General features: G+C 69.4%; 13 protein-coding genes. 3 read left to right on the forward strand and 10 right to left on the reverse strand.

The features are described from left to right. Positions 1–211: 211 nt before the first annotated feature. On the forward strand, positions 212–427 hold the full coding sequence (locus IE262_RS07985; protein WP_189872349.1) for an FmdB family zinc ribbon protein: 216 nt from the start codon (positions 212–214) through the stop codon (positions 425–427). 59 nt (positions 428–486) lie between these two features. Here the strand turns inward: IE262_RS07985 and IE262_RS07990 are convergent, their stop codons facing one another. The 3 genes from IE262_RS07990 to IE262_RS08000 all read right to left on the reverse strand — a co-directional run bounded on the left by IE262_RS07990 (position 487) and on the right by IE262_RS08000 (position 5,031). Next, positions 487–1,290, reverse strand: coding sequence for an HAD family hydrolase (locus IE262_RS07990; protein WP_189872352.1), 804 nt, complete (start codon positions 1,288–1,290; stop codon positions 487–489). Beyond that, a complete protein-coding gene (locus IE262_RS07995; RefSeq protein ID WP_189872355.1) occupies positions 1,290–3,785 on the reverse strand; it encodes a phosphoribosyltransferase in 2,496 nt (831 codons plus the stop codon). The genes IE262_RS07990 and IE262_RS07995 overlap by 1 nt, the downstream gene beginning before the upstream one ends. Positions 3,786–3,864: 79 nt before the next feature. Continuing rightward, positions 3,865–5,031, reverse strand: coding sequence for an HpcH/HpaI aldolase/citrate lyase family protein (locus IE262_RS08000; protein ID WP_134031704.1), 1,167 nt, complete (start codon positions 5,029–5,031; stop codon positions 3,865–3,867). A gap of 190 nt (positions 5,032–5,221) precedes the next feature. Between IE262_RS08000 and IE262_RS08005 the strand changes: the two genes are divergently transcribed. After that, entirely contained in the window at positions 5,222–6,076 is an 855-nt protein-coding gene (locus IE262_RS08005) for a TerD family protein (RefSeq protein ID WP_189872358.1), read from the forward strand. 247 nt (positions 6,077–6,323) lie between these two features. Here IE262_RS08005 and IE262_RS08010 read toward each other — a convergent pair whose 3' ends face one another. The 6 genes from IE262_RS08010 to IE262_RS08035 all read right to left on the reverse strand — a co-directional run bounded on the left by IE262_RS08010 (position 6,324) and on the right by IE262_RS08035 (position 11,422). After that, on the reverse strand, positions 6,324–7,058 hold the full coding sequence (locus IE262_RS08010) for a TerD family protein (protein WP_134039977.1): 735 nt from the start codon (positions 7,056–7,058) through the stop codon (positions 6,324–6,326). Positions 7,059–7,243: 185 nt separating this feature from the next. Further along, positions 7,244–8,392: a DUF475 domain-containing protein gene (locus IE262_RS08015; RefSeq protein ID WP_134039960.1), complete on the reverse strand. Its 1,149-nt coding sequence runs from the start codon at positions 8,390–8,392 to the stop codon at positions 7,244–7,246. Positions 8,393–8,531: 139 nt separating this feature from the next. Continuing rightward, entirely contained in the window at positions 8,532–9,107 is a 576-nt protein-coding gene (locus tag IE262_RS08020) for a TerD family protein (RefSeq protein WP_134039959.1), read from the reverse strand. Between the two features lie 180 nt (positions 9,108–9,287). Further along, a complete protein-coding gene (locus IE262_RS08025; RefSeq protein WP_134039958.1) occupies positions 9,288–9,863 on the reverse strand; it encodes a TerD family protein in 576 nt (191 codons plus the stop codon). A 113-nt stretch (positions 9,864–9,976) separates the two neighbouring features. Continuing rightward, positions 9,977–10,435 (reverse strand): peroxiredoxin, encoded by a 459-nt coding sequence (locus IE262_RS08030; RefSeq protein WP_134039957.1) that lies wholly within the window; start codon positions 10,433–10,435, stop codon positions 9,977–9,979. Positions 10,436–10,984: 549 nt separating this feature from the next. Then, positions 10,985–11,422, reverse strand: coding sequence for a DUF3052 domain-containing protein (locus tag IE262_RS08035; protein WP_166681740.1), 438 nt, complete (start codon positions 11,420–11,422; stop codon positions 10,985–10,987). 438 nt (positions 11,423–11,860) lie between these two features. Here IE262_RS08035 and aceE point away from each other — a divergent pair, with 438 nt between their 5' ends. Continuing rightward, the gene (aceE, locus tag IE262_RS08040) at positions 11,861–14,608 is read left to right on the forward strand and encodes a pyruvate dehydrogenase (acetyl-transferring), homodimeric type (protein ID WP_189872361.1); all 2,748 of its coding nucleotides are present in this window, start codon (positions 11,861–11,863) and stop codon (positions 14,606–14,608) included. Positions 14,609–14,729: 121 nt separating this feature from the next. Here aceE and IE262_RS08045 read toward each other — a convergent pair whose 3' ends face one another. Continuing rightward, entirely contained in the window at positions 14,730–15,038 is a 309-nt protein-coding gene (locus IE262_RS08045; protein WP_134039976.1) for a small hydrophobic protein, read from the reverse strand. Between the last annotated feature and the right edge of the window lie 25 nt (positions 15,039–15,063).

Raw genomic sequence — 15,063 nt, forward strand, 5'->3', positions numbered from 1 at the left:
CACGTTCCCCCTGTTTCCCCCGGCCTTCCGGCCTCCACACGGCGTCCACAAATTATCAGCCGTTTTCACAAGTTCCCCGATCGGGAACCGGCCAGAAAGAGCCATGTGCGTCCTGTCACCAAACCCGGCCACATTCAGACACTCCGGTCGGCGCCAAGGGGCGGTTGACTGGCTCTGCCGTCCTGCCGGGGCCGCCGGTTAACCTGTGCGCATGCCTCGCTACGAGTACCGCTGCCGGACCTGCGGCGACACCTTCGAACTGAGCCGCCCCATGGCGGAGTCCTCCGCCCCCGCGGGCTGCCCCGCCGGCCACACCGACACGGTCAAGCTGCTGTCGACGGTCGCCGTGGGCGGCTCCGCGTCCGCCCCGGCACCCCGTGTGGCCGGTGGTGGTGGCGGCTGCTGCGGCGGGGGTTGCTGCGGCTGAGGGGAGCGCCTGGGGCGTGTGTCGGACACACACCCCGGACACACGCCCGGACGCACGCCCTACCGGCACTCCTTGAGGAACTCCCGCAGGATCCGCTCCCCGGCCGCGACCCCCCGTTCCGGGAGGGCGGTGACCGCGGGTGCGGCCCAGCCCGTGTCGGCCAGCTCGCCGTGCCCGGGGCGCCAGCCCCGGTCGGCCGCGAGCAGCAGATCGGCGTCCAGCAGCGAGTCACCGGCCGCGAGGGTGAGCTCGGCCCCGGTGCGCCGGGCGATCTCCCGCACGGCCGCGCTCTTGGTGAGCGGCTTCGGCACGGCGTAGATCTTCCGGCCCTGGAGCGAGACCGTCCAGCCACGGTTCTCCGCCCAGACCGCCAGCTCCTTCACCCAGTCCTCGGGCAGCAGCTCACGCTCCACGACGAGGTACGCGAAGAGGTCCTCGGCCACCCGGTGCTTGCGCACCCAGGACGGGTCGGACGTGGCCGCCAGGTACTGGCGTACCTCGTCCAGCGGAGCGCACTCGTCCGCCAGCCGGGCCAGCACCCGCGCGTGCCATACCGGGTCCGCCACCCCGTCCACCAGGATGTGCCCGCCGTTCGCGCAGATCGCGTACTCGGGCGCGGGGCCCGGCAGGTTGATGCGCTGGTACTGCTTGCGCGTACGGGTCGTCGTCGGCACGAACACCGCCGCGTCCCCGAGATCGGTGAGCAGCCCGGACGCGGTCTCCGTCATGTACGACAGCGGTCTGCTCTCGTGCACCTCGACGCACAGCAGCCTCGGTGCCCGCGCGTCCGGCATGGTCAGCGCCAGCGCCGCCGCGGAGTAGATGAGCGTACGGTCGAGGTCGCTCGCCACCAGAACGGTCATCAGAGGGCCACCGCCTTCCCGTCGGCGCCGGTGGCGCCCCGTGTGTATTTGGGGTGGATCAATCCGACGCAGGTGTAGGGCAGTTCGGCCACCTCTTCCACCGGCACCCCGCGCTGCTCGGCCAGCAGGCGTACGTGGTCGAGGTCGGCCCCCGCCCCGGCCCGCGCGAGGATCCTCCACGGTACGCGGCGCAGCAGCACCCGGGTGGTCTCGCCGACACCGGGCTTGACGAGGTTGACGTCGTGGATGCCGTACTCCTCGCTGATCCGCTCGACGGCGGCCCAGCCCTCCCAGGTCGGGGTGCGGTCGGCGGCGAGGAGCTCCTTGGCCTGCGCGTCCACCGCGTCCGCGACCTCCGTGAAGCGGTCCGAGACGGCGTCCAGGAAGTCGTTCGACACGTCGGAACCGGCGAGTTCACGGTAGAACTTCGCGCCGTGGTAGTCGTTCGGGCCGACCAGGTCCGAGCGCAGCACCGTACGGGAAATCAGCCCGGAGACCGTCGAGTTGAGGCACGCGGAGGGGATGAGGAAGTCCTCACGGGTGCCGTACGTCCGTACGCACGACCCCGGGTCGGCCAGCACCGCGATCTCCGGGTGGAAGCCGGTGATGCCGTCGGAGTCCTCGAACTCCCGCAGGGCGTCGGCCAGTTCACGGGTGATGGCGCCCTTGCCGGTCCAGCCGTCGACGAACACGACGTCGGCCGGGTCGTGGTGGTCGGCCAGCCAGCGCAGCGCGTTGGCGTCGATGCCCCGTCCGCGCACGATCGAGACGGCGTAGTGCGCCAGGTCGAGCCCGTGCCGCCGCAGCGCCCAGCGGCGCATCAGGACGCCGACGGGGGTGCCCGCGCGGGCGAGCGACACGAGCACGGGCCGCGGTGACCGCTCGGCCAGCACCGTCTCCGTCACCACCCCCACGGCCTGGGCTATGCGGGCCGCCGACTCCTCCAGCGCGCCGTGGAAGAGGGCCTGGTACCGCTCGCTCGGCTGGTACTCCACCGGCAGCGACTCCGCGTAGTGCGCGCCGCCGCTCTGGACGGCCTCCTCGCGCTCCTCGGTGGGCGCCTCCAGTGTGACGTCCGAGAGGTCCCGCAGCAGCCAGCCGACCTCGTCGGGCGCGTACGAGGAGAAGGCGGGGCCGCGGAGGGGCTCGGGCAGCATGAGGGGCCTTTCAGTGCCACGCGAGGCGGCGTGCGGGGTGGAGCGTGGGGTGGCGTGGCGGGTGGCGTGCGCGGTCGCGTGCGCCGGCACATACGAGGGCACGACCGCGAGCAGCACGCTCGGCGCGTGCAGGGCCAGCTGGGCCAGCAGTCCGTCGGCGGCGCGGAGCGCGGGGGTGTCGGCCGCCGAGTCGACGACGGCGACGACCGCGTCGAAGCCGGCGCCGGCGACGTTGTAGGCGTAGCGCGGGCCGGGGCCGTCGTCGGGGTCGTCATGGGCCGGGAAAACGATTCGGCTGCGGATCGCGTAGCCGGGATCGTCGACCGCGAGGACCGGTGAGCGGGTGGTGGTGGAGTACCGCACCTCGGCGTCGATCACCTTCTCCAGCGCCCGGGCCAGCCTGAGCGGCGCGTACATCAGCTCTTCGAAGCCGAGCACGAGCACGCTCCGCGCGCCCTCCGGCAGCGCGCCCGCGATCCGGGCGGCCATGGCGGGCAGCGCCTCCTCCAGGCGGGCCCGGTGCTCACGGGTGAAGCCGTGCCGCCCGCCGTCGGGGACACCGCGAGGCCAGCCGAGCTCGACGCGGGCGACGTGGGCCGCGGTGGCAGCCGCCGGAACGGGCTCACCGGCCGCCTCGTACTCCGCGACCAGCGCCTGCCCCTTCTCCAGCACCCCCTCCGGCAGCCGTACGGTCCCGGAGGCCGCCGCCACCAGGTCGACGCGGGCGCCGATCTCGGCGGCGAACTCCTCCAGGCGCCCGAGGTCGGCGGCCGACCGCATGTCGACCAGCGCGACGATCACATACCGTTCGCGCGGGTAGCGGGCGTGCAGCTCGCGGATGGTGTTCATGATCGTGTTCCCGGTGGAGAACTCGTCGTCGACCAGCACCAGCGGCCCGTCGCCCGCGAGCAGTGCCGGGTCCTCCGGCAGCAGCAGGTGGGAGGTGGCGTGGGAGTGGGACTCCTCGAAGCCTCCGGCCCGGTCGACACCCTCGACGGGCCGCCGGGTGGAGTGCAGGTACGGGGCGAACACCACACCGTCCGCGACCGAGTGGCCGAGCCCGGTGGCCGTCTCGGCGTACCCGAGCACGACGGCCTCGCCCGCCTGGTCGCCCAGCAGTTCGCGCACCCGGCGGCCGAGGGCGAACCCGTACCCGTACACGACGGACGGCGACTGCGGCACATGCTTGCCCAGCACGTTCGACACCAGCAGGTGCGCCCGCCGGGGGTTGCGGCGCAGCGCGAGTCCCAGCAGGTCGCCCAGCGGCTCGTCGCCGATCAGCTCGACGCCGAGCCGCTCGGCGACCCAGCTCCCGGACCAGACCTCGTTGTTCTTCATCGATTCCTTGTCGGTAAGGCGGCAGTCGGAAGGCGGCAGTCCTCGTCGGTACGACAGCGAGCCGTCCCCGCCGGCCCGGTCAGTCGGGCCGGCCCGCCGCCAGCAGCTCCACGAAGCCGATGTCCTCGTTGGCGACGCCGAAAACCTCGGCGCGCGTCAGGACGCGCTCGGCCCAGGCACGGTGCGGCTTCACCTCGTTCATCTTGTTGGTGTAGGCGGACCGCAGCACGCCCCCGCCGTCGCGCTCGGGTCTGAGGATGTCCCGGGCGTCGCTGAACTCCTCATGGCTGACCACGGACAGCGCGTGCACGGGCAGCACGTGCGAGGGGTGGATGCAGGTCTTGCCGAGGAGGCCGTTGGCCTGGTCCAGGGAGATCTCCCGCAGCAGGCCGTCCATCGCGTGCTCGATCAGCGTCTCGCGCAGCCGGGTGGCCCGCACCTCAAGGAAGGGGCTGGTGCGCAACTGCGGCTTGAACATGCGCTCCTGGACGCGGAAGTACTCCCAGACCGGTCCGGTCACGGTGAAGCCGGTGCCGTCGGCCCGCCCGAGGACGTTCACCACGTCGGCGATCACGGAGGCCACGATCTGCACGTCGTACGCGGTCATGTCGGGCGCCCGGCGCAGGGCGTACGAGGAGCAGAAGTCGGTGACGCCGAGGCGCAGGGCGAGCACACGGTCGCGGTACTTGTCGACCGTGCGGAAGATCCCCTGGAGGGCCTCGCCCCGCGTCTCCAGGTACAGCAGCTCGGGCGACTCCAGGACGGGCATCGCGAACAGCCGGCGCCCGCTCGACGCCTCGGCCGCCGTGAGCGCCTCCAGGAACGGGACGCCCCGCTCCTCGGTGAACTTCGGCAGCACGAATCCGGACAACAGCCGGACGGCCGGTCCGAGCCGCCGCACCAGGTCCGGTATCTGCTCCGGCGCCCGGACCCGGATGAACAGCAGCGGCAGCTCGGTGTCCGGCCGTCCGGCGAGGTCGGTGAACTGCCGGACCAGGTTCTCCTCGGCGCCCGCGACCTCGGCGTCGTCGATCGAGTCCTCCAGGCAGAGCACCATGGAGACCACACCTCGGCCGGCCTGCTTCACCACGTCGTCGGCCAGCCTGGCCCTGGTGGCGGGGCTGTAGAGCGTGGCCCCGAGGGCCGCCGCGAGCACCCTGGCCGGGGAGTCGGCGGTGAAGAAACCGGGCTCCTGGTGGAAGAGACGCTGACGCTCCTCAGGGGCGAGGTGCCTGAAATGACGCATATGAGTCCCCCGTGGCGGCTGGTCGGCCTGGTAAAAGGGTGGCCGGTAATAGTACGTAGAGATCCATGTCGTGGGTTCCCGCTGGGCATGAAGTTCTGGTAAATCGGGCGCATCGAAGGCAGTCGGTCCCGGCCGGACGAACGTGACCCCGCTGTGTCGTGAGCAGGACCGAGAGGGCAGGATGATCCGTATGACGCACGCGATGCTGAAGGGGTCGAACGTCCCGCTGGAAGCCACGGCGGTGCGCGCCGTGCTGCGCTGGACCCCCGGGCAGGGTGTCCCGGATGTCGACGCCTCGGCGCTGCTCCTCGGCCCCGACGGACGCGTACGGTCCGACGAGGACTTCATCTTCTACAACCAGCCCCGCCACCCCTCCGGCAAGGTCTGGCGGCTCGGCAAGAAGCGCGACGCCGAGGGCCCCACGGACACCATCCAGACGGATCTGGCGGGTGTCGAGTCCGCCGTCGGACGGATTCTGCTGGTCGCCTCGGCCGACGACGTCTCCTTCGAGCACGTACGTTCCCTGCGCATCCTGCTGTACGACGCCACGGTCGCCGACGCGGAACCGCTGGCGTACTTCGACGTCAAGCCGGAGACCGGCGAGGAGACCGCGCTGATCTGCGGCGAGCTCTACCGGCGCGGCGGCGGCTGGAAGTTCCGCGCGCTCGGCGAGGGCTACAGCAACGGCCTGCAGGGACTCGCGACCGAGTTCGGCATCTCGGTGGACGAGTCGGAGGCCGCGGCACCGGACGCCTCCCCGCCCCTCCCGCCCGAGCAGCCGACGTCGGCGGTACCCCAGCAGCCCGGGTACGGCTACCCCCCGGCGGCCACCACACAACAGCAGGTCCAGCCCGGGTACGGCTATCCGCAGCCGGGCAGCCGGCCGGCGGGCCCGCCCGCGTACGGCTATCCGCACCCCCAGCAGGAGCCGGTGACCGCGGGCGCCCCACCGGCGTACTACCTGCAACCACCGGCCGGAGCCGGAGCCCTACCGGACCCGGACTTCAAACTCCCGCCCCAGGGCCCGCAGTTCATGGGCCGCTAGGGCCTGTTGCGAAAGTCCCGTCGTCCGCCCGAAGGGCGGGCCCGGCGGCGTCCGGTGCGTGCTCTCGGCGTGCCGGGCGCAGGCCCTCGTACTGGATGTACTTGGGCCTGTGCCCGGTGCGGCGAGAGGGCGTGCCGGGCGTCGCCGGGCAGGCGGGACTTTCGCAACAGGCCCTAGGGGGTTCAGGGGCGCGGGGAACTGCTCTTTCAGGGGTGCGGAGAACTGCGCGCCCGCTCCGGGCGGAGTCCTACCGATCCACCTTGGACTTGTACCCCCGCCCCCACTGCAACCCCCACCCGTACAACCGGTCGAGCTCCGCCTGGAACCCGTACACGAACTTCACCTCGCGCCGGACGATCATCTCCCCCTTCACGTTCTCGATCATCACCACCGCGCAGGACCGAGCCTGGGGGTGCCGCTCGTCGAGGCCGATCTCGATGCGCGGACCGTTGCTCGGATACAGCGTGACGACCGCGTGCGTGCGGTCGAACGCCGGCGTCTGGTCGTAGATGTAGACGAAGACCAGAAGCCGCTTGATGTCGTCGCGGTGATCGAGATTGACGTAGATCGTCTCTCCCGACCCGGAGCCGAACCGGTCGTCTCCGCTGCACTTCACGTACGGCGGCGCGTTGGTGTCACCGAAGAAGCTGCCGAGGGGCTGGACCACACCCTTGGACCCGTCGGTGAGCTCGTACAGCACCCCGAGGTCGAGGTCGACGTTGACCATGCTCTGGCTGTGCGCCTTGACCTCGTCCGGCTTGAGCGCCTGCAAGGGATGGCGCAGCAGGCTCTGGCGCCTGGGGGCGCCGATGTCAGAGGTGCGCATCCGCCAGGACAGGTTGATGCGCAGATTGCCGGTGGCCGCGCCCTGTTTGGTGAGTGAGACCGTCTGGTGCCGTTTGACCAGTTCGATGGAGTTGCTCGCCGCACTGCCCGAGTCGAACTGCGCGCGTCCGCCCAGCAGACCGTCGAAGAAGCCCATTCCCGCCCCCACACTGCCGTGTCCGTGTCCGTATGTGCGTCATGTACGTCGAAACCGCCGCGGGGCGGCCGTTCGAGGACGAGTCCTCGAACGGCCGCCCCGCTCAGAGCGTTCCTCACCAGGAGGGGTGTCACACACCGGAACCGGCGGAACCGGTCACACCCGCCTCCGGGCTCGCGCCGGTCTCAGACCCCGGACGAGACTTCCGACTTGTCGTCCGAGGACTCAGCTTTTCCCTCCGCTGCCGCGAGCGCCCTGTTGCGGCGGACGGACGACCAGAAGGACCAGCCGATCAGGACGACGCCGATGAGGCCGGTGATGACCTCGTTGATCTCGTACCGGATGGTGACCAGCAGGATCGCGGCGAGGGCGCCGATCGCGTAGTGCGCGCCGTGCTCCAGGTACACGTAGTCGTCGAGGGTGCCCTGACGGACCAGGTAGACCGTGAGCGACCGGACGTACATGGCGCCGATGCCGAGGCCGAGCGCCATGAGGACGATGTCGTTGGTGATGGCGAAGGCGCCGATGACACCGTCGAAGGAGAAGGACGCGTCCAGGACCTCCAGGTAGAGGAACATGAAGAACGCGGCCTTGCCGGCCAGCTTGACGGCCGAGACCGGCTTGCCGCTGCGCTTGGCCGCTTCCTCCTCCTCGTGTTCGCGCTCCTCCTCTTCCTCCAGCTTGTCCTCGAAGTAGCCGGAGAGGCCGCCGACGACGAGATAGGTGATCAGACCCGCGATGCCGGAGATCAGGACGGTCTGCGTCTTGTCGGCGTAGGTGCCGCCGTGCTGGTGCGCGTGGGTCGCGAAGGTCATCGCGCTGATCAGCAGGACGATCATCGCGATGCAGACCGACAGCATGTCGATCTTGCCGAGCTTGGCCAGCGGACGCTCCAGCCAGCCCAGCCACTTGATCTCCCGGTCCTCGAAGACGAAGTCCAGGAAGATCATCAGCAGGAACATGCCACCGAAGGCGGCGATCGACGGGTGGGCGTCGGTCACGTACTGCTGGTACTGGTCCTTGTCGGTGAGCGCGAGGTTGACGGCCTCGATGGGCCCCAGCTTGGCGCTGATGGCGACGATCACCACGGGGAAGACCAGCCGCATACCGAAGACCGCGATCAGGATGCCGATGGTGAGGAAGATGCGCTGCCAGAAGGCGTTCATCTTCTTCAGGATCCCGGCGTTGACCACCGCGTTGTCGAACGACAGCGAGATCTCCAGGATGGACAGGATCGCGACGATCCCGAACGCGGTCCATCCGCCGTAGAGAACCGCTGCGACCAAGCCGAGCGCGGTGACCGCGAACGACCAGCCGAAGGTTTTCAGAACCACTGGCTACCCAATCGTGTTAGTACGGGGTTCCCCCGCGCCGCGCGCGGCTTTGCGAAACTTTGAACCCGAAGTCTAGTCCGGCACGCCTCATACCCCATACGGCCCCCGCTTTAGCGCATATTGCGCCAGGAGACTTGCGCTATGAGACGTTGACCCCGAAGTCCAGTGCGATGCCCCGGAGCCCCGACGCGTACCCCTGGCCCACCGCCCGGAACTTCCACTCGCCCCCGTAGCGGTACACCTCGCCGAAGATCATCGCGGTCTCGCTGGAGGCGTCCTCGCTCAGGTCGTAGCGGGCGAGTTCCTGGCCGTCGCTCTGGTTGACGACCCGGATGAAGGCGTTGCTGACCTGGCCGAAGGACTGGCCGCGGTTGTCGGCGTCGTGGATGGAGACCGGGAAGACGATCTTGTCGCAGTGGGCCGGCACCTTCGACAGATCGATCAGGATCGACTCGTCGTCGCCCTCGCCCTCACCGGTGAGGTTGTCGCCGGTGTGCTCCACCGAGCCGTCCGGACTCCTGAGGTTGTTGTAGAAGACGAACCACTCGTCGCCGAGGACCCGGCCCGCCTTGCACAGCAGGGCGCTGGCGTCCAGGTCGAAGTCGGCGCCCGTGGTGGTGCGGACGTCCCAGCCGAGCCCGATCATCACCTGCGTGAGGTTCGGCGCGGCCTTGGAGAGGGAGACATTGCCTCCCTTGGCGAGCGTGACGCCCATGGTGCTGGTCCTCCCCGTGTCGAGCTGTGGTGTGTGGTGCGAGCACGTCCGGCGCCGCACTCGACTGAGAGGTGCGGCGCCGGACGGGGTGAGCCACGTGTGCACTTCGGACGTACGCACACGACTCGGACGATCACATACAGATACGGATACAGCTACAGATGCAGGTACAGATACGGTTCAGACGTTCACACCGAAGTCCTGGGCGATGCCGCGCAGGCCCGACGCGTACCCCTGACCGATGGCCCGGAACTTCCACTCCGCTCCGTGGCGGTAGAGCTCGCCGAAGACCATGGCGGTCTCCGTGGAGGCGTCCTCGCTCAGGTCGTAGCGGGCGATCTCGGTGCCGCCGGCCTGGTTCACGACGCGGATGAAAGCGTTGCGCACCTGACCGAAGGACTGCTGGCGGTTCTCGGCGTCGTAGATGGAGACGGGGAAGACGATCTTCTCGATCTCGGCCGGGACCCCGGCCAGATTGACCTTGATCTGCTCGTCGTCGCCCTCGCCCTCACCGGTGAGGTTGTCGCCAGTGTGCTCGACCGAGCCGTCCGGGCTCTTGAGGTTGTTGAAGAAGACGAAGTTCGCGTCGTTGCCGACCTTGCCCGAGGTGTCCAGCAGCAGGGCGCTGGCGTCCAGGTCGAAGTCGGTACCGGTCGTGGTGCGGACGTCCCACCCCAGACCGACGATGACCGCGGTCAGGCCAGGGGCCTCCTTGGTCAGCGATACGTTGCCGCCCTTGCTGAGGCTGACTCCCACGAGTCCTCCCATTGGTGTCCAGGGGCGGGGAGCCCCGTCGTGCGTTGCCATCAGATCAACGAGTCGATCCTAGTGAGGGGTTCCCGCCCGCCGCAGGCCCTGGGGGCCAAGAATCACAAGGTGTCGAGCGCCTTCACGTACTCGTTCAGGTCACGGGCGTCGGGCAGAGCGTTCACGACGCTCCAGCGCACGACCCCCTCCTTGTCGATGATGAACGTGCCGCGTACGGCGCAGCCCTTGTCCTCGTCGAAGACGCCGTACGCGCGCGAGGTGTCGCCGTGCGGCCAGAAGTCCGAGAGCAGCGGGTACTCCAGGCCCTCCTGCTCGGCGAAGACGCGCAGCGTGTGGATGGAGTCGTTCGAGACGGCGAGGAGCTGGACGTCGTCGTTGACGAACTTCGGGAGGTTGTCGCGGAGCGCGCACAGCTCGCCGGTGCAGACGCCGGTGAAGGCGAACGGGTAGAAGAGGAGCACCACGTTCTTCTCACCGCGGAAGTCCGAGAGCTTCACGCTGGCGCCGTGGTTGTCCTTGAGCTCGAAGTCCGGGGCCTTGTCGCCGACCTGGATGGCCATGTCCTGCGTTCCCTTCCATGGGCTGTTCGGGGCAGCCCCAGCCTACGCAGTGATCACCCCACCGCGAGATCCCCGCCCCCGCCGCCCCTACCCGTCCCCTCCCGGGGGCTCCGCCCCCAGCCCCCCGTGGGGGTGAGTGATGTGCGTGGAGGCAGGCAGCCGACCGGCCCCGAAGGGCAGGGCCAGGGGCCCAGCGCTGAGGTCCGGAGCCAACGGGGCGGAGCCCCGAACCCCGGGGGGCCAAAGGGGTGGAGCCCCGAACGCCGGGGGGCCAAAGGGGTGGAGCCCCGAACGCCGGGGGCCAAGGAGTGGAGCCCCGAACGCCGGAGCCAACAGACGGAAGCACTGAACCCCGCGCCAACGGGGCGGAGCCCCGAACATCGGAGCCAACGGGGCGAAACACCGCACCCCGGGGGCCAGGGGGCGGAGCCCCTGACGTGGGGTCATAGGGGCGGAGCCCCTGGGGGTGGGACGGGTAGGGGCGGCGGGGGCGGGGAAGCGTCCTGGGACAGCGCCCCGCACCCGGCACACCCATGCCCCGAAGGGCACTCACCTCTTGGACTTGGCCCCCTTCGGGGTCGCCAGACGGCTCCCGCTCCAGTCCTTGCCGACGCTCACACTCTTGGTCGCCGACAGACCCGCCGTCGTCGCGGCTTCGGAGATGTCGCTCGGCTCCACGTAGCCGTCCCGCCCCGTCTTGGGCGTCAGCAGCAGGATCGAGCCACCCTCCTCGATGTACGTGATGGCGTCCACCAGCACATCGGTCAGGTCGCCGTCCTCGTCGCGGAACCACAGCACCACGGCATCGGCCACGTCGTCATAGTCCTCGTCGACGAGGTCGCTGCCGATGACTTCCTCGATGGCCTCGCGGAGCTCCTGGTCGACATCGTCGTCGTAGCCGATCTCCTGGACCACCTGCTCGGGCTGGAACCCCAGCCTCGCGGCAGGGTTCGTCCGCTCCTCCGCGTGGTCCGCGGTCGCGCTCACGGGTTGCCTCCTGATCATGTTCGGGTGGGGTCGCCCCCAGGGAAGTTCAGCCACGCGCGTACGCGAAGCGTTGGCCGTAGTCCACACGGGCGGGACGGATCGCGCAAGTACCCAGCCATCGAGACCGCCGAAACGGTGACGATCCCGGCCGTGTCGCCGCAACTCCAGGCATGGAACCACAGTAGAGGGTGACACGCGCCACATCATCCTGCCCGATTTGTGCATTCAGTCATGATCCGAGGGTACGAGAGTCGAACGTGTTTGCGGAACATGTCAGGGCTCGGGCGTATCGTTGCGTTTCAGTTGCTCCTGCCCGAGGTGTCCGGGCGAACGTCCTGGTTACCTCACAGTAGAGATGACGTTTCGCGCCCCCGAGGTACACGATGGGGAGCGGTGCAGGCACGTGGAAAAGTGGCCCTCCGACAGCGAAGGAACAGCGTGGCTTCCGGATCCGATCGCAACCCGATCATCATTGGCGGCCTCCCGAGTCAGGTCCCTGACTTCGATCCCGAGGAGACCCAGGAGTGGCTCGACTCGCTCGACGCCGCCGTGGACGAGCGCGGCCGTGAGCGGGCGCGCTACCTGATGCTCCGGCTGATCGAGCGGGCCCGCGAGAAGCGCGTGGCCGTGCCCGAGATGCGCAGCACGGACTACGTCAACACCATCGCCACCAGGGACGAGCCGTTCTTCCCGGGCAATGAGGACATCGAGCGGAAGATCCTCAACGCCACCCGGTGGAACGCCGCCGTGATGGTGTCGCGGGCCCAGCGGCCCGGCATCGGCGTCGGCGGGCACATCGCCACCTTCGCCTCCTCCGCCTCGCTGTACGACGTGGGCTTCAACCACTTCTTCCGCGGCAAGGACCGGGGCGACGGCGGCGACCAGATCTTCTTCCAGGGACACGCCTCCCCCGGCATCTACGCCCGCGCGTTCCTCCTCGACCGGCTCGGTGAGCAGCACCTCGACGCGTTCCGGCAGGAGAAGTCCAAGACGCCGTACGGACTGTCGAGCTACCCGCACCCGCGGCTGATGCCCGACTTCTGGGAGTTCCCGACCGTGTCGATGGGCCTCGGCCCGATCGGCGCGATCTACCAGGCGCGGATGAACCGCTATCTGGAGGCGCGCGGTATCGCGGACACCTCCGCGTCCCACGTATGGGCGTTCCTCGGCGACGGCGAGATGGACGAGCCGGAGTCGCTCGGCCAGCTGACCCTGGCCGCCCGCGAGGGCCTCGACAACCTGACCTTCGTCGTCAACTGCAACCTCCAGCGGCTGGACGGCCCGGTACGCGGCAACGGCAAGATCATCCAGGAGCTGGAGTCGGTCTTCCGGGGCGCCGGCTGGAACGTGATCAAGCTGGTCTGGGACCGGAAGTGGGACCCGCTGCTCGCCCAGGACCGCGACGGTGTGCTGGTCAACAAGATGAACACCACGCCGGACGGCCAGTTCCAGACGTACGCCACCGAGACCGGCGCGTACATCCGCGACCACTTCTTCGGCGGCGACCACCGGCTGCGGGCTATGGTCGCGGAGATGACCGACGACCAGATCCTGCACCTGGGCCGCGGCGGTCACGACCACCGCAAGATCTACGCGGCGTACGCGGCGGCCCGCGCCCACAAGGGCCAGCCGACGGTCATCCTCGCGAAGACGGTCAAGGGCTGGACGCTCGGCCCGAACTTCGAGGGCCGCAACGCCACGCACCAGATGAAGAAGCTGACGGTCGCCGATCTCAAGGGTTTCCGTGACCGGCTGCATCTGCCCATCTCCGACAAGGAGTTGGAGTCCGGTCTCCCGCCGTACTACCACCCGGGGCGGGACTCCGAGGAGATCCAGTACATGCACGACCGCCGCAAGGGGCTTGACGGGTATGTCCCGACCCGTCTCGTGCGGTCGAAGCCGCTCGCGCTGCCGGGCGACAAGACGTACGCGAGCGTGAAGAAGGGCTCGGGTCAGCAGTCGATCGCCTCGACCATGGCGTTCGTCCGGCTGCTGAAGGACCTCATGCGGGACAAGGAGATCGGCAAGCGGTTCGTGCTGATCGCGCCCGACGAGTACCGCACCTTCGGCATGGACTCGTTCTTCCCGAGCGCGAAGATCTACAACCCGCTCGGCCAGCAGTACGAGTCGGTGGACCGCGATCTGCTTCTCACGTACAAGGAGTCGCCGACCGGCCAGCTGCTGCACGACGGCATCTCGGAGGCGGGGTGCACCGCCTCGCTGATCGCCGCCGGTTCGTCGTACGCCACCCACGGCGAGCCGCTGATCCCGGTGTACGTCTTCTACTCGATGTTCGGTTTCCAGCGGACCGGCGACCAGTTCTGGCAGATGGGCGACCAGTTGGCGCGCGGTTTCGTACTGGGTGCGACCGCCGGCCGTACGACGCTGACCGGTGAGGGGCTCCAGCACGCGGACGGCCACTCGCAGCTGCTGGCCTCCACCAACCCCGCGTGTGTCGCCTACGACCCGGCGTACGGGTTCGAGATCGCGCACATCGTGCAGGACGGTATGCGCCGGATGTACGGCTCCTCGGAGGAGCACCCGCACGGCGAGGACGTCTTCTACTACCTGACCGTCTACAACGAGCCGGTCCCGCACCCGGCCGAGCCGGAGGACGTGGACGTCGAGGGCATCCTCAAGGGCATCCACCGCTTCAGGGCCGGCGAGTCGGGCGGCATCCCGGCGCAGATCATCGCGTCCGGTGTCGCCGTGCCGTGGGCGGTCGAGGCGCAGGCGATCCTCGCCTCCGAGTGGAACGTGAGGGCGGACGTCTGGTCGGCGACCTCCTGGAACGAACTGCGCCGCGAGGCCGTCGAGGTGGAGCGGCACAATCTGCTCCACCCGGAGGAGGAGCAGCGCGTTCCGTATGTGACGCGGAAGCTGACGGGCGCCGAGGGTCCGTTCGTGGCCGTCTCCGACTGGATGCGAAGCGTTCCGGACCAGATCGCGCGGTGGGTGCCGGGCACGTACCAGTCGCTGGGCGCGGACGGCTTCGGCTTCGCCGACACCCGGGGTGCTGCGCGGCGCTTCTTCCACATCGACGCGCAGTCGATCGTGGTCGCGGTGCTGACCGAGCTGGCGCGTGAGGGCAAGGTCGACCGGTCGGTGCTGAAGCAGGCGATCGACCGCTACCAGTTGCTGGACGTTTCGGCCGCCGATCCGGGGGTGGCCGGAGGCGACGCGTAGGCGTTCCGCTCGGGGCGGGTGCGCAGCCGCGCCCCTTGCGGGGCACACCCCCACGAGTGAAGCGTGAAGGGGGCCCTCGGCGTCTGCCGAGGGCCCCCTTTCCTCCCTCACTCCCCGCGGATCAGAACAATCCGTTCCCGGGGGCTGTGGTCCCGGCGAGCCAGATGATCGCCAGGAGTGTGTCGAGGGCGCCCAGTACGACGGCGACGACTGCCGGGACAGGGCGGGCGCCGGTCCAGCTGCGGCCCATGGCGAGCCAGCCGCAGACGATCGCGGCGGGACCGAGGACGATCCCGAGAACGAAGAAGCCCGCGATCGCGCAGACCAGACCGATGATCCCCAGCGTCGCGCGATCCGGCCCGGTCCTTGGCCACGTCCGGCCAAGTGAGCGGGGGTGCCTGCGCGTTCCGTGCCCGAAGCCCGCCATCATCAACTCCCGGAAGGTGCCGTCAGTT

It is taken from the genome of Streptomyces bluensis, from assembly GCF_014650715.1.
GTDB classification, from domain to species: Bacteria; Actinomycetota; Actinomycetes; order Streptomycetales; family Streptomycetaceae; genus Streptomyces; species Streptomyces bluensis.